At 68.7% G+C, this 16,505-nt stretch carries 17 protein-coding genes and 1 pseudogene; 12 read left to right on the forward strand and 6 right to left on the reverse strand.

Translation table 11 applies throughout. The features are described from left to right. Positions 1–63 precede the first annotated feature (63 nt). The 6 genes from AC1DYK_RS30640 to AC1DYK_RS30665 all read left to right on the forward strand — a co-directional run bounded on the left by AC1DYK_RS30640 (position 64) and on the right by AC1DYK_RS30665 (position 5,846). Positions 64–864 carry an alpha/beta fold hydrolase gene (locus tag AC1DYK_RS30640; protein WP_478169739.1) on the forward strand — a complete coding sequence of 267 codons (801 nt, stop codon included), beginning with the start codon at positions 64–66 and terminating at the stop codon, positions 862–864. Between the two features lie 101 nt (positions 865–965). Then, positions 966–2,132 (forward strand): ABC transporter substrate-binding protein, encoded by a 1,167-nt coding sequence (locus AC1DYK_RS30645; protein ID WP_478169740.1) that lies wholly within the window; start codon positions 966–968, stop codon positions 2,130–2,132. Between the two features lie 144 nt (positions 2,133–2,276). After that, the gene (locus AC1DYK_RS30650) at positions 2,277–3,149 is read left to right on the forward strand and encodes a branched-chain amino acid ABC transporter permease (protein WP_478088220.1); all 873 of its coding nucleotides are present in this window, start codon (positions 2,277–2,279) and stop codon (positions 3,147–3,149) included. Positions 3,150–3,298: 149 nt separating this feature from the next. Beyond that, positions 3,299–4,252, forward strand: a complete 954-nt coding sequence (locus tag AC1DYK_RS30655; protein WP_478169741.1) for a branched-chain amino acid ABC transporter permease — start codon at positions 3,299–3,301, stop codon at positions 4,250–4,252. Continuing rightward, positions 4,249–4,995 (forward strand): ABC transporter ATP-binding protein, encoded by a 747-nt coding sequence (locus tag AC1DYK_RS30660; RefSeq protein WP_478169742.1) that lies wholly within the window; start codon positions 4,249–4,251, stop codon positions 4,993–4,995. Before AC1DYK_RS30655 ends, AC1DYK_RS30660 begins: the two co-directional genes overlap by 4 nt. 149 nt (positions 4,996–5,144) lie before the next feature. Then, positions 5,145–5,846: an ABC transporter ATP-binding protein gene (locus AC1DYK_RS30665; protein ID WP_478169743.1), complete on the forward strand. Its 702-nt coding sequence runs from the start codon at positions 5,145–5,147 to the stop codon at positions 5,844–5,846. A gap of 37 nt (positions 5,847–5,883) precedes the next feature. Here AC1DYK_RS30665 and AC1DYK_RS30670 read toward each other — a convergent pair whose 3' ends face one another. Next, the gene (locus AC1DYK_RS30670; protein WP_478169744.1) at positions 5,884–6,225 is read right to left on the reverse strand and encodes a DUF2845 domain-containing protein; all 342 of its coding nucleotides are present in this window, start codon (positions 6,223–6,225) and stop codon (positions 5,884–5,886) included. Positions 6,226–6,453: 228 nt separating this feature from the next. Further along, entirely contained in the window at positions 6,454–7,173 is a 720-nt protein-coding gene (locus AC1DYK_RS30675) for a Crp/Fnr family transcriptional regulator (protein WP_478169745.1), read from the reverse strand. 103 nt (positions 7,174–7,276) lie between these two features. Here AC1DYK_RS30675 and AC1DYK_RS30680 point away from each other — a divergent pair. The 3 genes and pseudogenes from AC1DYK_RS30680 to AC1DYK_RS30690 all read left to right on the forward strand — a co-directional run bounded on the left by AC1DYK_RS30680 (position 7,277) and on the right by AC1DYK_RS30690 (position 10,974). Beyond that, a pseudogene (locus tag AC1DYK_RS30680) lies at positions 7,277–8,183 on the forward strand (beta-keto acid cleavage family enzyme). Positions 8,184–8,194: 11 nt separating this feature from the next. Beyond that, positions 8,195–9,151 (forward strand): 3-hydroxyacyl-CoA dehydrogenase NAD-binding domain-containing protein, encoded by a 957-nt coding sequence (locus tag AC1DYK_RS30685; protein WP_478169746.1) that lies wholly within the window; start codon positions 8,195–8,197, stop codon positions 9,149–9,151. 11 nt (positions 9,152–9,162) lie between these two features. After that, complete coding sequence (locus AC1DYK_RS30690) at positions 9,163–10,974, forward strand: feruloyl-CoA synthase (RefSeq protein ID WP_478169747.1); 1,812 nt, start codon at positions 9,163–9,165, stop codon at positions 10,972–10,974. 43 nt (positions 10,975–11,017) lie between these two features. Here the strand turns inward: AC1DYK_RS30690 and AC1DYK_RS30695 are convergent, their stop codons facing one another. Both AC1DYK_RS30695 and AC1DYK_RS30700 read right to left on the reverse strand, forming a co-directional pair. After that, the gene (locus AC1DYK_RS30695) at positions 11,018–11,857 is read right to left on the reverse strand and encodes a class III extradiol dioxygenase family protein (protein WP_478088243.1); all 840 of its coding nucleotides are present in this window, start codon (positions 11,855–11,857) and stop codon (positions 11,018–11,020) included. A 3-nt stretch (positions 11,858–11,860) separates the two neighbouring features. After that, positions 11,861–12,214, reverse strand: coding sequence for a protocatechuate 4,5-dioxygenase subunit alpha (locus tag AC1DYK_RS30700; RefSeq protein ID WP_478088245.1), 354 nt, complete (start codon positions 12,212–12,214; stop codon positions 11,861–11,863). A 133-nt stretch (positions 12,215–12,347) separates the two neighbouring features. Between AC1DYK_RS30700 and AC1DYK_RS30705 the strand changes: the two genes are divergently transcribed. Further along, entirely contained in the window at positions 12,348–13,274 is a 927-nt protein-coding gene (locus AC1DYK_RS30705; RefSeq protein ID WP_478169748.1) for a LysR family transcriptional regulator, read from the forward strand. A 33-nt stretch (positions 13,275–13,307) separates the two neighbouring features. Here AC1DYK_RS30705 and AC1DYK_RS30710 read toward each other — a convergent pair whose 3' ends face one another. Further along, positions 13,308–13,844 (reverse strand): DUF4136 domain-containing protein, encoded by a 537-nt coding sequence (locus tag AC1DYK_RS30710; RefSeq protein WP_478169749.1) that lies wholly within the window; start codon positions 13,842–13,844, stop codon positions 13,308–13,310. Positions 13,845–13,927: 83 nt separating this feature from the next. Further along, positions 13,928–14,569: a response regulator transcription factor gene (locus tag AC1DYK_RS30715; RefSeq protein WP_478169750.1), complete on the reverse strand. Its 642-nt coding sequence runs from the start codon at positions 14,567–14,569 to the stop codon at positions 13,928–13,930. A gap of 211 nt (positions 14,570–14,780) precedes the next feature. Here AC1DYK_RS30715 and AC1DYK_RS30720 point away from each other — a divergent pair, with 211 nt between their 5' ends. After that, positions 14,781–15,236: an FHA domain-containing protein gene (locus AC1DYK_RS30720; protein WP_478088253.1), complete on the forward strand. Its 456-nt coding sequence runs from the start codon at positions 14,781–14,783 to the stop codon at positions 15,234–15,236. 139 nt (positions 15,237–15,375) lie between these two features. After that, a partial coding sequence (locus AC1DYK_RS30725; protein ID WP_478169751.1) for a methyl-accepting chemotaxis protein occupies positions 15,376–16,505 on the forward strand: 1,130 nt, incomplete at its 3' end.

A 16,505-nucleotide genomic window follows, 5' to 3' on the forward strand; every position in this document is an offset into this window, starting at 1 on the left:
TTCGTGTCCTCTCTGCCCCCCGAGGGGGCGCGTTTCGCCTTGGGGCGGCCCGGCGGCGAAACCATGACCACCGACTCCGAATTCGCCGCCATCCGCTGGCGGGGAAAGGAAGTGCGCATCGAGTACGCGCGGATCGCCCCCGAACGCACCGATGCGCCGCTGGTGGTCTTCCTGCACGAAGGCCTCGGGTCGATCGCGATGTGGAAGGACTTCCCCGAGCGCCTGTGCGAAGCCGGCGGCTTCCGCGGCCTGGTGTTCTCGCGCCCCGGTTACGGCCGCTCGACGCCGCGCGGGGCCGACGAAAGCTGGGACGTCGACTTCATGCACCGGCAGGCGCATGAGGTGCTGCCGGCGTTCTTCGAGGCGCTGGGCATCGCCGAGACGCCGTGGCTCTTCGGGCACAGCGACGGCGGCTCGATCGCGCTGCTCTACGCCGCGCGCTTCCCGGAACGGGTCGCGGGCCTGGTGGTGCTGGCGCCGCACATCTTCGTGGAGGACGTGACGGTGGCCAATATCCAGCTGGCGCGGCAGGCCTACCTGGAGACCGACCTGCCGAAGCAGCTGGGTCGCTACCACGACGACGCCGACTCCGCCTTCTGGGGCTGGAACAGGATCTGGCTGCATCCGCCCTTCCGGCAATGGAACATCGAGAACGAACTCGGCGGCATCCGCTGCCCGGTGCTCGCCATCCAGGGCATCGACGACGCGTACGGCACACTCCAGCAGATTCGAGGCATCGCCGAACGGGTGCCGCAGACCCGGCTGCTGGAGATCCCGGACTGCGGGCATTCCCCGCATCGCGATCAGCCCGAAACGGCGATAGTGGCGACCGTTTCATTCATCAAGACAGGAAGCCCCTCCTAGCATCCGCCCCGCGCGAATGCCGGCCGTCATGGGGAAACTCTTACTTGAATCGTGAATAGTTTAGCTGTAAAGTAATTTCAATCAAACCGAAGGAGACCTCCATGAGCCACCGCATCGCACGCACCACCCTGACAGCCCTGGCACTCGCGTGCATCGCCACGCTGGGCCACGCCCAGCAGGGCAAGCTGAAGGTGGGCCTGATGCTGCCGTTCAGCGGCACCTACGCCGCGCTCGGCGTCGCCATCGAGAACGGCTTCAAGCTGCGCCTGGAGGAACAGGGCGGCAAGCTCGGCGGCCGCGAGATCGAGTTCGTCAAGGTCGACGACGAGTCGGACCCGGCCAAGGCCACCGACAACGTCAACAAGCTGATCAAGCGCGACAACGTCGACGTGATCATCGGCACGGTGCACTCGGGCGTGGCGATGGCGATGGCCAAGGCGGCCAAGGAAAGCGGCACCGTGCTGATCGTGCCGAACGCCGGCGCCGACGCCGTGACCGGCCCGATGTGCGGACCGAACATCTTCCGCAGTTCGTTCTCGAACTGGCAGCCGGCCTACGCCATGGGCGAGGTGGCGGGCAAGCAGGGCAAGAAGAAGGCCATGACCATCACCTGGAAGTACGCGGCCGGCGACGAGTCGGTGGCCGGCTTCAAGGAAGGCTTCGAGAAGGCCGGCGGCAAGGTGGACAAGCAACTGACGGTGCCGTTCCCGAACGTCGAGTTCCAGGCGCTCCTGACCGAGATCGCGGCGGCCAAGCCCGACGTGGTGTACTCCTTCTTCGCCGGCGGCGGCGCGGTCAAGTTCGTCAAGGACTACGCGGCAGCAGGCCTCAACAAGACCATCCCGCTCGTCGGCCCGGGCTTCCTGACCGACGGCACGCTCGAAGCGCAGGGCGAAGCCGCCCAGGGCATGCTGACCACGCTGCACTATGCCGACGGCCTCAACACGCCGCGCGACACCGCTTTCCGCACCGCCTACGCCAAGTCCTTCAAGCTGCAGCCCGACGTGTACGCGGTGCAGGGCTACGACGCGGCGCAGATGCTGGCCATAGGCCTCGCCGCGGTCAAGGGCGACATCAGCAAGAAGGCCGAGTTTGCCGGCGCCATCGAGAAGGCCAAGATCGACAGCCCACGCGGCACCTTCACGATCAGCAAGTCGCACAACCCGGTGCAGGACGTCTACCTGCGCAAGGTCGAGGGCAACGAGAACAAGATGGTCGGCGTCGCGGTCAAGAACCTGGCCGATCCGGCCCGTGGCTGCAGGATGTAACTCCCCCCCAGGTTGCCCGGCACTTCGTGTCCGGGCGCCCACCCCCTACCGGGGGCAACACCAGCGGCCCGGCGGAGCCGGTTCCGCGGTGTTTCCCAAAAGGGAACCCCGGTAGCCAACGACCTCAACCAGTAAAAACCGCTTGTGGACTTCGGTACCTTTCTTGTTCAGTGCCTGAACTCCGTGCAGTACGGATTGCTGCTGTTCCTGGTCGCCTCCGGACTGACGCTGATCTTCGGCATCATGGGCGTGATCAACCTGGCCCACGGCAGCTTCTACATGCTGGGCGCCTACATGGCGTTCGCGCTGTCGCCGCTGTTCGGCGACCAGTTCATCGTGATGCTGGTGGCGGGCGTGGTGCTCGCCGCGCTGTTCGGCTACCTGCTGGAGTGGGCGTTCTTCAGCTACCTCTACCAGCGCGACCACCTGCAGCAGGTGCTGATGACCTACGGCCTGATCCTGGTGTTCGAGGAACTGCGCTCGCTGCTGGTGGGCAACGACGTGCACGGCGTCAAGGCGCCGCCCTGGCTCGAAGGCAGCTTCGCGCTCGGGAGTCTCATGAGCTATCCCTGGTACCGGCTCTTCGCCTCGGCAGCCTGCGTGCTGCTGGCGGTCGGCCTGTACTACGTGGTCAACCGCACGCGCCTGGGCATGATGATCCGTGCCGGCGCCAGCAACCGCGACATGGTGCGCGGACTTGGCATCGACATCCGGCGGCTCTACCGCATCGTCTTTGCGGCGGGCGTTGCGCTGGCCGCGCTGGCCGGCATGATCGCGGCGCCGATGTCCTCGGTCTATCCGGGCATGGGCGCGAGCGTGCTGATCATCTGCTTCGTGGTGGTAGTGATCGGCGGCATCGGCTCCATCACCGGCGCCCTGGTCGCATCCCTGCTGGTCGGCTTCGTCGACACCTTCGGCAAGGTGTTCTTCGCCGAGTTGAGCGGCATGGGCGTGTACGTGTTGATGGCGATCGTCTTGATATGGCGTCCCGAGGGCCTGATGGGGCGCAAGACCTGACATGAAACAGCACCCCCGAAGCGCCTGCGGCGCCTCCCCCTCCAGGGGGCGATGCCAGTGGCCCGGCAAAGCCGGTTCCACGGCATCCCTCGTATTGACTGCGCCGGTTTCACGCGTCGCGGAAGGCGCCACGCGCCATGGCCACTGAGATGAAGAAACTGAACCACTGGCTCCCCGTGCTCTGCGCGATCGCGCTGGGCCTGCTCGGCCCGATGCTGAGTCCCTATATGTCGGACCTGATCGTCAAGGTGATGATCCTGTCGATCTTCGCGCTGAGCCTCGAACTGCTGGTCGGCATGACCGGCCTCGTGAGCCTCGGCCATGCGGCCTTCTACGGCATCGGCGCCTACGCCACCGTGCTCGGCTCGGGCAAGGACGGCGGCTCGATCGCCTGGCTGCTGCCGCTGGCCATGGGCTCGGCCGCGGCGTATGCGCTGGCCGTCGGCGCCTTGAGCCTGCGCACCCGCGGCGTCTACTTCATCATGGTCACGCTGGCCTTCGCGCAGATGGCCTTCTTCGTCTTCCACGACACCGCGCTCGGCGGCGGCAGCGACGGCATCTACATGTACATCCGACCGGCCCTCGGCGCGCTCGACCTGGAGAACCGGACCGTGCAGTTCTACTTCGTGCTGGCCGCGCTGGCGGCCACCTACGGCCTGCTGGCGCTGATCCGGCGCTCGCGCTTCGGCGCCGCGCTGGCCGGCATCCGCGTCAACGAGCAGCGCATGCGCGCGGCCGGCTTCCCGGTCTACGGCTACAAGCTGGCGGCCTTCGTGATCGCCGGCGCGCTGGCCGGGCTGGCGGGCTTCCTCGTGGCTTCGCGCGACGGCGTGGTCAACCCTGAACTGATGGCCTGGCACAACTCGGGCGAGGTGTTGCTGATGATCATCCTCGGCGGCCTCGGCCACCTGCGCGGCGCCGTGATCGGCGCGGTGGCGTTCACCTTGCTGAAGGAACTGCTCTCGACGCATGCCCTGGTCGGCCCGATGGCGGACCACTGGCAGCTCACGCTCGGGCTGGCCATCATCGCCTTCGTGGCGCTGCTGCCCAAGGGCATCATCGGGATTGCGGCGCGGCTGTCGCCGAGGGGAGCTGCATCTTGAGCACCCTGCTTGCGGTTGAAAAGCTCACGCGCCGCTTCGGCGGCCTGGTCGCGGTCAACGCCGTGACGCTGGACCTGCGCCGCGGCGAGGTGCATGCGGTGATCGGCACCAACGGCGCCGGCAAGTCGACGCTGATCAACATGCTCTCGGGCGAAATCAGCGCCTCCGACGGCCGCATCGCGCTCGACGGCGAGGACATCACGACGCGGGCGCAGTTCCGGCGCGCGCTGGCCGGCGTCGGCCGCAGCTACCAGCGCACCACGATCTTCCCGGAGTTCACGGTGCTGGAGAACTGCCGCCTCGCGGCGCAGGCCGCGACGCCGCGGCCGTGGGCGATCTGGCAGGCCTCGCGCGACTGCGCCGAGAGCAACGCCGCGGCCCGCGAGGCGCTGGCTGCGGCCGGCCTCGATACGGTGGCCGAGCGCATCGCGGGCACGCTGAGCCACGGCGCCAAGCGGCAGCTCGAGGTCGCGATGTGCCTGGCGACCCGGCCGCGCGTGCTGCTGCTCGACGAGCCGCTGGCCGGCATGGGCGCCGAGGAGACCGAGCGCATGCTGGGCCTGCTCGCGAACCTCAAGGCCTCGCACGCGATCCTGCTGGTGGAGCACGACATGGACGCGGTGTTCCGCATCGCCGACCGCATCACCGTGATGGTCAACGGCACCGTGATCGCGACCGGCGACCCGGCGTCGATCCGGAGCAATCCCGAAGTGCGCACGGCCTATCTGGGCGAGGATCATTGAAATGAAACACCCCCGAAGCGCCTGCGGCGCCCCCCCCTCAAGGGGGCGATACCAGCGGCCCGGCAAAGCCGGTTCCGCGGTATCCCTGGCATTGGGCTGTGCCGGTTTCATGCGTCGCGGATCACGCGGTCGCGTCGTGGAAAACTGAGATGCTGTCGATACAAGACCTGAACACCTACTACGGCGACAGCCACATCCTGCGCGGCGTCGACGTCGAGATCCCGGCCGCCACCTCGGTCGGCCTGCTCGGGCGCAACGGCATGGGCAAGACCACGCTGATCCGCTCGCTGATGGGCTACGTGCGGCCGGCCTCCGGCCACGTGAAACTCGACGGCCAGGAGGTCACCGGCTGGGCGCCCGAGAAGATGGCGCGGCGCGGCATCGGCTACGTGCCCGAGGGGCGCGGCATCTTCCCGAACCTGTCGGTGCGCGAGAACCTCGTGATGAGCGCACGCGCCGGCATCGACGGCAAGCGCGACTGGACCTTCGATCGCGTGATGGCCACCTTCCCGCGGCTGACCGAACGGCTCTCCCACGGCGGCCAGCAGCTCTCGGGCGGCGAGCAGCAGATGCTGTCGATCGGGCGCGCGCTGATGACCAACCCGCGGCTCATGATCCTCGACGAAGCCACCGAAGGCCTGGCGCCGCTGATCGTGGCCGAGATCTGGCGCGTGATCGCCGACATCCGCTCGACCGGCATCGCCACGCTGATCGTCGACCGCGACTGGCGCAAGGTCCTGGGCCACACTGACCGCGCAGTGGTGATGGAGAAGGGACGCATCGTGCGGCACGGCCCGTCCGCCGATCTGGTGGCCGAGCCGGCCGTGCTGGAGGAACTGCTCGGCGTGTGAGCGTCCCGGCGGCGCGAGGGATCGCGCCGCCATGAAGCTATCGGGGCTGGCGCCCGTACGCGATGGTCCGCACCACGCCTGAGCGCAGGAACACGGTGGCCACCATCTCGCCCGGCCCGCGCTCGTACAGCCACTCTTCGACCTGCTGGCACGGCACCACCGCCGATGCGAAAGGCTCCGGAACCACATTGAGGGTGCCAGCGTAATACACCGGCGCACAGTAGGTGTCCGTGAGCACCGGCTGACCGCACTTGTAGATGACGGACAGCCGAGAGTCGCCCTCCGAGACGATGCCGCCGGCGCACCGCAGCGACTCCGCGGTTGCCAGGCATGGCAACCCGACCAAGACCGTGATGCACGCGAGCTTCAGGAGCTTCATGGCCGTTTCTTTCATTCCGCCTTGCCATTTTGCTCCCCCGGCCAGCAGTCCTTGCGTCATCGGAAGCGATGACCTTGTCCGCATCAGCTTCGCGCACGGATGGGCGGCGTCGAGCTGTGCAGCAGGCGCAGGAGGTCGGCCTGCCGGGTCGGGCCTTGCGGCAAGACACCCGGCGAACCTGGCCAACCGCAGCTCGAACAACTGGACCTGGCTCCAGGGGCCCTGCGCTCAGATCTGATCCACGAAGCGCCGCAGCCCTTCCAGGTCGACGACGGTAATCCCCCCGTATTCGATCTGCAGCAACCCCGCCGCACGCAACCGGCTCAGCGCCGCGTTGCAGCGCTGCCGCGACAGCCCCGACAGGTTGGCGATCTCCTCCTGCGAGGTTTCCAGGTGCGCCTGCCCCAGGGGATGCAGCCAGGGATGGAACAGCCCCGCGATCGCGCGCGCCACCTGGCTGTCGGCATCGAGCAGCCGCTGCGCCGCGTAGTTGCCCATGAACCAGTGCAGCCGCTCGTTGATCTGCACCAGCAGGAAGTGGTTGAAGCTCATCTGGGTGCGGTGCAGCCACTCGAAGGTCTCGACCGGCAGCACCGCCACCCGGCTGTCGCGCAGCGCGATGATGTCGGCCGTGCGCGGCACGGCGCGCAGCAGCGTGCCCTCGCCGAACCAGCTGCCGACCGAGAGGCCGCCGAAGGTGACCGAGCGGCCGTCGTCGGAGGTGATCGACCACTTGAGCAGGCCCTCCAGCGTGCCGTACCAGTGCAGCGGCGCCTCGCCGCGCCGGCACAGCGCCGCCCCGGCGGCCACGTGCTCCTCGCGCATCTCGTCGAGCACGCGCGCCTGCGCGTCGGGCTCCAGGTGGACGAACCAGCCCGACAGCTCCAGCAGGCCGGGAATGGACAGCGAGAGCGATGCGTGTTGCCTGCGGGCCGGCTTGTTGTGCATGAACGTGGTGCGCCTCGTAAACCCTGACCCCAAATGTCGTCGCGATGACTGCGCGGGTCGGGGCAGCCAAAAATAATACTCCGCTGTTCACAGGAGACACCCCATGTCGAAGCGCAAAGTGATCGTGACCATCGCCCCCACCGGCGGCATGGCCCACAAGTCGCAGAACCCCCACCTCCCGACCCAGCCCGCCGAAATCGCCGCCGACGTGGTGGCCTGCTGGAACGCCGGCGCCAGCGTCGTCGCGCTGCATGCGCGCCGGCCCGACGACGGCGCCACCTGCGATGCCAGCGTCTACCGCGACATCAACACCCGCATCCGCGCCGCCGGCTGCGACATCGTGATCAACAACTCCACCGGCGGCGGCGTGCACGGCGACATGGTCAAGCCGCTGCCGGGCGGGCGCTGGGAGATCGCCTTCGAGGAGCGCGTCAAGGGCATGGACGCAGGCGCCGAGATGTGCACGCTCGACGCCACCACGCTGAACCTGTCGTTCGAGGGCCGGGACATCCTGATGGACACGCCGCTCTCGAAGGGCCGCGATGAAGGCGCGCGGCATCAAGCCCGAGTGGGAGGTGTTCAGCCCGACCCACATCCTGCAGGACACGAGCACGCTGATCCAGGAGGGCCTGGACGACGAGCCCTACTTCATCAACCTCGTGATGAACGTGCACCGGAACTTCCAGAACGCGATGCCGTATTCGCCGCGCAACCTGCAGATGATGGTCGACACGCTGCCCAAGGGCGCGATCTTCGGCGTCAGCGGCATCGGCCCCTCGCAGCTCGAGGCCAACATCGCCGCGCTGCTGCTCGGCGGCCATGCGCGCGTGGGGCTGGAGGACAACCTCTACTACCGGCACGGCGAACTGGCGACCAACCTGCAGCTCACCGAGCGCATCGTGCGGGTCATCCGCGAGATGGACATGGAACCCGCCACGCCGGCCGAGGCGCGCGAGATGCTGGGCCTGCCGAGGGTCGGCGCGCCGCGGCCCGAGTTCGCGCCGCGTTGACGCGGGAAGCCATGCAGATGCTCACCGCAACACCCCATGCGCAGCGGGTCGCAGTCGTCGCGACCGGCGTCATCGGCGCGAGCTGGACGGCGTATTTCCTGGCCCGCGGGCTCGACGTCGACGCCACCGACCCCTCGCCGGGTGCCGAGGCGCGGCTGCGCGAGGCGGTGGCGCAGCACTGGCCGACGATGGAGCGCTTCGGTCTCGCCGACGGGGCGGCGCCCGATCGGCTGCGCTTTCACGCGCGGCTCGAGGACGCCGTGGCCGGCGCCGACTTCGTGCAGGAGAACGGCCCCGAACGCATCGACATCAAGGTCGACCTGTTCCGCCGCATGGACGCGGCGGCGCCGCCGGCCACGCTGCTCGCCTCGAGCTCCTCGGGGCTCGCGATCAGCGGCGTGCAGTCCGAATGCCGGCATCCGGAGCGCGTGGTGCTGGGCCATCCCTTCAACCCGCCGCACCTGATCCCGCTGGTCGAGGTGGTCGGCGGCGAGCACACCTCGGCCGATGCCATCGCGCGCGCGATGGCGTTCTACACCGCGATCGGCAAGCGGCCGATCCACGTCCGGCGCGAGATCAAGGGACACATCGCGAACCGCCTGCAGGCGGCGCTGTGGCGCGAAGCCTTCCACCTGGTCGACCAGGGCGTGGCGTCGGTGGCCGACATCGACACCGCGATCGCCCAAGGGCCCGGCCTGCGCTGGGCGTTGATGGGCCCCTTCATGAACCTGCATCTGTCCGGCGGCGCCGGCGGCATCGCGCACCTGCTCGACCACCTGGGCGGACCGATCGAAGACTGGTGGCAGGACCTGGGCGCGCCGTCGATGACGGCGGAGCTCAAGCAGCGGGTGGCCGAAGGCGTCGCCGCCGAACTCGGCCACAGGCGCAGCGCCGAACTCGAAGCGGCGCGCGACACCCTGCTGCTGGACCTGATCCGCGCCAAGGCGGCCTCGGGTTCACTGGAATGAAGGATGGCGTGATGGACGACAACGGCTTTCCCGACGACCCGGACCCGATCGCGCCGCCGCGCACCGTGCGCATCGATCTGGACGACGGTTCGTTCGTGCTGCGCTCGCCGGTGGCCCTCCGGCCCTATGCGCGGTGCGTCGGCGAATGGCTCGAGCGCTGGGCGCGCGAGACGCCCGACGCGCTGGCGCTGGCCGAACGCGAGGACGGCGTCGCAGGCTGGCGCCAGCTCGACTACCGCGCGCTGCGCCGCGCGGTCGGCGCGGTCGCGCAAGGCCTGCTCGACCTCGGCGTGCCCAAGCACCGGCCGGTGGCGATCCTCTCCGACAACGCCATCGACCACGCGGTGCTGATGCTCGCGACGATGCACATCGGCCGCACCGCCTGCTCGCTCTCGAGCGCCTACTCGCGGATGGCGAAGGACCCGACGCGGCTGCACGGCATGCTGCGCGCGCTCGATCCGGCGCTGATCTATGCCTCCGACGCCAGGCTCTATGGCGCGGCGCTCGAAGGCTGCGGGGTCGACGCGCTCACGGTGTTCAGCCGCCACGCCGATGCGCATCCGGGCGCCCTGCCCTTCGAGCGCCTGATGCAGGCGCAGGAGACGCCGGCCGTGATGCAGGCCTTCGAGGCGATCCTGCCCGACGACCCTGCCAAGTACCTGCTGACCTCGGGCTCGACCGGCCGGCCCAAGGTGGTGATCAACACGCATCGCATGCTGTGCGCCAACCAGCAGATGATGGCGCAGACCTGGCGCTTCCTGAATGCCGAGAAACCGGTGCTGGTCGACTGGCTGCCGTGGAGCCACACCTTCGGCGGCAACCACAACTTCAACATGGTGCTCAGTCACGGCGGCGCGCTCTACATCGACGAAGGCCGGCCGGCACCCGGGCTGATCGAGAAGACGGTGCGCAACCTGCGCGAGGTGCGCCCGACGCTGCTGTTCAACGTGCCGCGCGGCTACGACATGCTGCTGCCTTTTCTGGAAGCGGACGATGCGCTCGCGGCCGAACTGATGTCCCGGCTTCGGCTCGCCTTCTATGCGGCCGCGGCGCTCGCGCCCTCAACCTGGCAGCGGCTCGAAGCGGTGGCCCGGCGCGCGCGGCCGGTGCAGCCGTTGTGGCTCACCACCTCCTGGGGCGCGACCGAGACCTCCCCCGCGATCACCTCGGCGCACTGGCGGCTCGACGGCGCGGGCTGCATCGGCGCGCCGCTGCCGGGGCTGGAGCTGAAGTTCGTGCCCAACGGCGACAAGCTCGAGATGCGCGTCAAGGGCGTCACGGTGTTCCCGGGCTACCGCCATGCGCCGCGCGAAACCTCCGAGGCCTTCGACGACGAGGGCTACTACCGCATCGGCGATGCCGGCTTTCTCGTCGATGCCCAGCGGCCGGAGCGCGGCGTGATGTTCCACGGCCGCGTGGCCGAGGACTTCAAGCTCGCGAGCGGCACCTGGGTCTCGGTCGGCACGCTGCGCGTGGACCTGGTCTCGCGGCTCGCGCCGCTGGCGCAGGACATCGTCGTCACCGGGCACGACCGCAACGAGATCGGCATGCTGGTCTTTGCGAGCCCGCAGGCCGCGGCCTTGCCGCCGGCCGAGTGGAAGGCCGCGCTGCTGCGCGTGATGCGCGAGCTGCGCGACGCCGGCGCCGGCTCGTCCCAATGCCCGGTGCGTGCGCTGGTGCTCGGCGCACCGCCGGACATCGACGCCGGCGAGATCACCGACAAGGGCTATATCAACCAGCGTGCGGTGCTCGCGCGGCGCGCCGCGGCGGTCGAGCGCCTGCACGCGGACGCGCACGACCCGGAGGTCGTCCGGCTGGCTTGACGGCGTCGCCGGGGGCGCGGCGGGCACGACCGCGCGCGGCAAGCTACCCCAGCGGCTCGAGCACCATGAGTCCTGCCGCCGTGTTCGAGATCGGGATGTGGTAGTTGGCGTGCACCGCGCGCACCTTCTCGGGCAGGGCGCCGCGCGCGACCAGCCAGTTGAGGATCTCCACGCCCTGGGTGCCCGCGAGTCGCACCAGCTCGACGGTCGAGAACCGGGTGGCCCAAGCCGGGTCGGAGCGCATGCTCTCCATGAACTGCAGGTCGAAGTCCTTGTTGATGAAGCCGGCACGCTCGCCATCGAGCTGGTGCGACAACCCGCCCGTGCCCATCACGACCACGCGCTCGTCGCCCGGCCATGCCGCCACCGCGCGCGCGATCGCCTGGCCCAGCCGATAGCAGCGGGCTGCCGACGGCAACGGCGCCTGCACCGTGTTGACGCACACCGGCAGCACGCGCACCGGCCATTTCATGTCCGGCCAGCACAGCGCCATCGGCAGCATGGCGGCGTGGTCGAGCATCATCTCCTGGCAGGTGGTGAGGTCGAAGTCCTCGGCGACCAGCGACTCGATCAAGCGCCAGGACAGCACCGGATCGCCCTGCAGCGGCGGCAGGCTTGGAATGCCCCAGCCTTCGTCGCCGTTGTGGTATTCCGGCGCAGCGCCGATCGCGAAGGTCGGCATCTTGTCGAGGAAGAAGTTCAGCCCGTGGTCGTTCGAGACCAGCACGACGACGTCGGGCCGGACTTTCGCGAGCCAGTCGCGCACCGGCGGGAAGCCGTCGAAGAACGGCTTCCAGTACGGATCGTTCTGCAGGCCCTTCTCGATCGCCCGGCCGATCGCCGGCACGTGGGAGGTGGCGATGCCACCAACGATTCTTGCCATGGCTCAACCCCTTGCGGCCAGCAGCCTGGCCTTGAATTCGTCCTTGGTCATGCCGGTCTGCTGGGCCCCGATGTCCTGCATGTCGAGACCGAAGATGCCGGCGAACTTGGCGAGGTAGTACGCGTTGCCGCCGGCCTCGATCAGCTGCAGCACGTTGCGATTTCGGATTGCTTCACGCTGCTGGGGATTCAGCCCGAAAGCCGCGCAGTAGGCATCTTCGTCCGCCACGAAGGCCGCCCGGCTCGCGGCCTGGTTGAACGAGTAGCACATCTTGTTGAGCGCATAGCCCTTGCGGGCCTGTTCGCCGTCGAAGATGGTGGTTCCAGGTACCGGCTGCCTCGGATTGGGTGTTGGCAAGAGAGTCTCCTTCGTCGTTGTTCCTGGCGCCTTGATCCGAATCAAGTTTCGAGCGACATGCAGTTGCCGGCGCCATGGGTTCAGTATCCACTCGGGGCCTACGCCGATCAACGCACAGACACTCATTCCAGCCATGAGCCGATTCGATCATTTGGACCTCGACGGCCACTTGCTGCAACTGCTGCTGGCGGTGCTCGAAGAAGGCTCGGTCACACGTGCGGCGCAGCGCCTTGGCGTCACCCAGTCGGCCGTCAGCCATCTCCTCGACAAGCTGCGCGCCATCGTAGGCGATCCCCTGTTCGTGAAGTCCGGGCGCGGCATCGTGGCCACCGCGCATGCGCATGCGCTGGCATCGCGCGCACGCGTCATGCTCGACGAGCTGCGCAGCTTCAGCAACGCCGCCGGCTTCGATCCGGCCACGCTCGTCGCCACGGTGACGATCGCCGCCAACGACCTGCAGCGCGACCTACTGCTGCCCGCGCTGCTGCGGCATGTTCGACGACAGGCGCCGGGCTTCGCGCTGCGCGTGATTTCATCCGGCGCACCGTCGGCCGAGATGCTGCGCGACGAACATTGCCAGCTCGTGATCACGCCGCGCCCGCCGTGCGCCAGCGACGTGCTGCAGAAGCGCCTGTTCGAGGACCAGTACCGGGTCTTCTACGATGCCAGCCAGCGAGAGCCGCCGCACACCCGGGACGAGTATCTGGCCGCCGAACATGTGACGGTGCTGTACGAGCCTCGGCGCCGGCTCGACATCGATGACGTGCTGGCCGAACGCGGCGTGCAGCGGCGCTTCGTTGCCCAGCTGCCGAGCTTCGCGGGCATCGGTCCATTCCTGCTGGGCGGCGACTCGATCGCCACGCTGCCCAGCCTGCTGCGCGCCCATCTGCTGCGCGACCTCGACATGGCGCCGGTGCCCCTGGCTTGTCCGTCGATGCCGATGTACATGGTCTGGCACCTGCGCCACCAGGCCGATCCGATCCACCGCTGGCTGCGCGAGCAGCTCGAGCGGGTGGTGGAGCCGGCACTGGCCGCTGCAACCATCGCCACCCCTGCTTAGGACGATGGCGCCGAAATTCGCGCGAGGGCTTCCTTAGCGGCCGGACGGCGGGCCCGGCGGGAAGTCGGCGAACATCCGGTCGAGCGCGCCTTGCACCGAGGCGTTCAGGCGCGACGGATCGTCGGGCAGGATGCCGGCCGCGTTGCCGCGCCAGATCGCCCGCCGGCTCTTGGCGTCGAACATGTCGACCACCAGCGTGCCCGCCCGGTACGGGTCGGTGGACATCGTCACGCTGTCGGGCACGGGACCGAATCCGAGCCAGGTGAGATCGTGGCCGATGCCGCTGTAGAAGGTGTTGTAGGTCTGGCCGTCACGCGTCGTCACGTGGGCCGCGACATGCACCTCGCCGTCGGCGACTCGCTTCCAGCCGCGCGCCTGCAGCCGGGTGTCGATGCCCTGGATGATGCTCTGCGGCACCAGCGGTGCGTCGCCCGCGGGCTGGGCGATCCAGCTGTAGCTGCGATAGCCGTCGAACCTGGCCTTGGCATCGAAGTCGGTCTTGACGGTCACCGGGCTCGCGCAAGCGGCCAGCAGCATCGCCAGGGCCAAGGCAAGGATTCGTCCGATCATTTTTTCTCCTGTGGGGCAGCGCGTCCGGCGGACGCCAATGCAGCGGGATGGTACAGCCCGTGCCTGCGCCCCCGGCGCCGGGCCTAGACCAGGCTCGCCGCCGCGCTCGACAGGTGGCCGTTGGTGCGCGCGTAGTGCAGCGCCTGGGTCCGGCTGTTGACGCCGATGCGCCGGTACAGGCGCCACATGTGGACCTTGACCGTGTCCTCGCTGATCGCGAGCCTCTCGGCCATCTCGCGGTTGCCGAGCCCCTCGGCGATCAATTGCACCAACTGCCCCTGGCGCTTCGTCAGGCTGGCGCCGCTCTCGAGCGCCGGCGCAGCGGGCGCGTCTTCCGGGTCGGAGTCGGTCTCCAGCAGGCCCTTGAGCGCCTTGATCAGTCCCGCGGCGTCCGATGCCTTCTCGATGTAGATGTCGGCGCCGGCCTCGAGGCACAGCGCCTCCATGTCGGCGGCGGGCAGCGCGGAATAGACCGCGATCGGCACCTCGGGATGGTCACGCCGAACCGCCTGCACGCCCGAGCAACCCTGGGTGTCCGGCAGGTTCAGGTCCAGGCAGATCAGGTCGGCGGCGCCGTTGCGCTCGACCGCGCCGGCCAGTTTGTCGAGGCGATCGATCTCCACGATGCCCGCGGCCGGACGCAACCGCCGCAGCATCAAGGCAATGGCGTCCCTCATCATCGGGTGGTCGTCGACCACATAGAAGACGTTGCGCGCTTTTCTCATTGCCAGTTCTTTCCCGCTCGACATGTCACGGCGAACGATTGCGCCGAAGCCCACGAGCGTAGTGGACGGCGACGGCGCTGGCGGGCGACTCGCCGAATCTCGGACGCGCCGACCGCGACGAATGTCTCAGTTTTCGGATTTCGTCGACTTCAGAAATCGACCGCGCCTGCCGAAATGCAAGCACTGCAACCAACCGCCCTACGAGATCGACATGTCCAGACTCATTGTCCTGACCCGCCACGGCAGCGTCCGGCAGGTCAACATCAGGGGGCCGATCACGACCATCGGCCGCGACCCGGCCTGCGGGGTTCACATCGACAGCCTGGGGGTCAGCCGCCATCACGCGGCGATCCACTGGACCGGCGACCGCTTCGTGCTGACCGACCTGGCAAGCCGCAACGGCACCTTCGTCAACAAGACGCGGATCCGCGAGCGCGCGCTGGCCAACGGCGATGCCATCAGTGCCGGCGACTGCGAGCTCCGCTTCCTCTATGCCAGCCAGGCGCTGCCGAGCGAAGACGCCCTGCGGCTGATCACGGTGTCCGACGACCCGATCGATATCGATGCCGCCCGCGAACGCAGCGACTGGGCCACCTTCTTCCGCCAGGGCCGCGCGGCGAGGCCTGCCGACGCACGCCGGCACGGCCGCAGCGAAAGACGGGCCTGAAACAAGGCGCCAGGTCGCCGCACCGACGGCTCTTCGCTCGACCTGCGTGATTCGGGCGGATGGAGCGCGCCCTCAAGTATTCCGGCGGGCTGCCGATATACCCCTGCGTTCTCCCTCTGTCCCACCTGGAATCACGGCCATGTTTCTGAGCAATTTCTCGATCGGCAGGCGCCTGGCGCTTGTGCTGGGCGCCATCCTGGCGCTGTTCCTCGCCAGCAGCGTGTTCGCGGTGCTGAAGCTGCGCGACCTCGGCGTCGAGATCGACGGCATGGTCAACGACAACGTCAAGACCGAGCGCGCCGGCGCCGACTGGCTGCGCCACACGACCTCCGGCGTGCAGCGGGCGGCGGCGATCGCCAAGAGCAGCGATCCGAGCCTGATCGCCTACTTCGCGCCGGCCACCGCGGCCGCCATCAAGGACACCAACGCGCTGCAGAAATTCATCGAGGGCCAGATGACCGAACCCGGGGAGCGCGCGCTGTTCCAGAAGGTCGGCGAGCTGCGCCGCGAATACCTCGCGGCGCGCGAGGAGGTCAGCAAGCTCAAGCTGGCCGGCGACCTCGAGGGCGCCGACCGCGTCTTCAACGCACGCTTCGAGCCGACGTCGGTCAGCTACCTGGCCGGTGTCCAGCAGATGGTGGACCTGCAGCGCGCCGGCCTCGATGCCGCGGCGCAGCGCGGCCAGGCGCTGCGCGCGCAGACCAGCATGCTGCTGACCGTCTGCACCGCGGTGACGCTGGCGCTGGGCAGCCTGCTGGCCTGGGGCCTCGCGCGCAGCATCACCCTGCCGCTGCGCCGGGCCGAGACCACGGCGCAAGCCATCGGCCGGATGGACCTCAGCGGCACGCCGGAAACGAACTACGCCAAGGACGAGACCGGCCTGCTGCTGCGCGCGATCGACGGCATGCGCACGGCGCTCCAGGCGTCGTTGCAGCAGGTGCACGGCGTGGTCGCGAACGTGTCGACCGCCAGCACGCAGATCGCCACCGGCAACCAGGACCTGTCGTCGCGCACCGAGGAGCAGGCCAGTTCGCTGGAACAGACCGCGGCCTCGATGGAAGAGCTCACGAGCACCGTGAAGCAGAACGCCGACAACGCGCGGCAGGCCAACCAGCTGGCGGTCTCGGCCTCCGAGGTGGCGGTGCGGGGCGGCAGCGTGGTGAGCCAGGTGGTGGACACCATGGGCTCGATCAACGCCTCCTCGCGCAAGATCGTGGACATCATCGGCGTCATCGACGGCATCGCCTTCCAGACCAACATCCTGGCGCT

It is taken from the genome of Variovorax sp. P2_H12 (genome assembly GCF_056403395.1).

Excerpts from the sequence above, each read along its gene's own strand:
- AC1DYK_RS30695 (WP_478088243.1), bottom strand. The coding sequence starts at position 11,857 with ATGGCAAGAATCGTTGGTGGCATCGCCACCTCCCACGTGCCGGCGATC.
- AC1DYK_RS30710 (WP_478169749.1), bottom strand. The coding sequence starts at position 13,844 with ATGATCGGACGAATCCTTGCCTTGGCCCTGGCGATGCTGCTGGCCGCT.
- AC1DYK_RS30675 (WP_478169745.1), bottom strand. The coding sequence starts at position 7,173 with ATGCACAACAAGCCGGCCCGCAGGCAACACGCATCGCTCTCGCTGTCC.
- AC1DYK_RS30645 (WP_478169740.1), top strand. The coding sequence starts at position 966 with ATGAGCCACCGCATCGCACGCACCACCCTGACAGCCCTGGCACTCGCG.
- AC1DYK_RS30720 (WP_478088253.1), top strand. The coding sequence starts at position 14,781 with ATGTCCAGACTCATTGTCCTGACCCGCCACGGCAGCGTCCGGCAGGTC.
- AC1DYK_RS30655 (WP_478169741.1), top strand. The coding sequence starts at position 3,299 with ATGAAGAAACTGAACCACTGGCTCCCCGTGCTCTGCGCGATCGCGCTG.
- AC1DYK_RS30715 (WP_478169750.1), bottom strand. The coding sequence starts at position 14,569 with ATGAGAAAAGCGCGCAACGTCTTCTATGTGGTCGACGACCACCCGATG.
- AC1DYK_RS30705 (WP_478169748.1), top strand. The coding sequence starts at position 12,348 with ATGAGCCGATTCGATCATTTGGACCTCGACGGCCACTTGCTGCAACTG.
- AC1DYK_RS30685 (WP_478169746.1), top strand. The coding sequence starts at position 8,195 with ATGCAGATGCTCACCGCAACACCCCATGCGCAGCGGGTCGCAGTCGTC.
- AC1DYK_RS30690 (WP_478169747.1), top strand. The coding sequence starts at position 9,163 with ATGGACGACAACGGCTTTCCCGACGACCCGGACCCGATCGCGCCGCCG.
- AC1DYK_RS30665 (WP_478169743.1), top strand. The coding sequence starts at position 5,145 with ATGCTGTCGATACAAGACCTGAACACCTACTACGGCGACAGCCACATC.
- AC1DYK_RS30640 (WP_478169739.1), top strand. The coding sequence starts at position 64 with ATGACCACCGACTCCGAATTCGCCGCCATCCGCTGGCGGGGAAAGGAA.
- AC1DYK_RS30670 (WP_478169744.1), bottom strand. The coding sequence starts at position 6,225 with ATGAAGCTCCTGAAGCTCGCGTGCATCACGGTCTTGGTCGGGTTGCCA.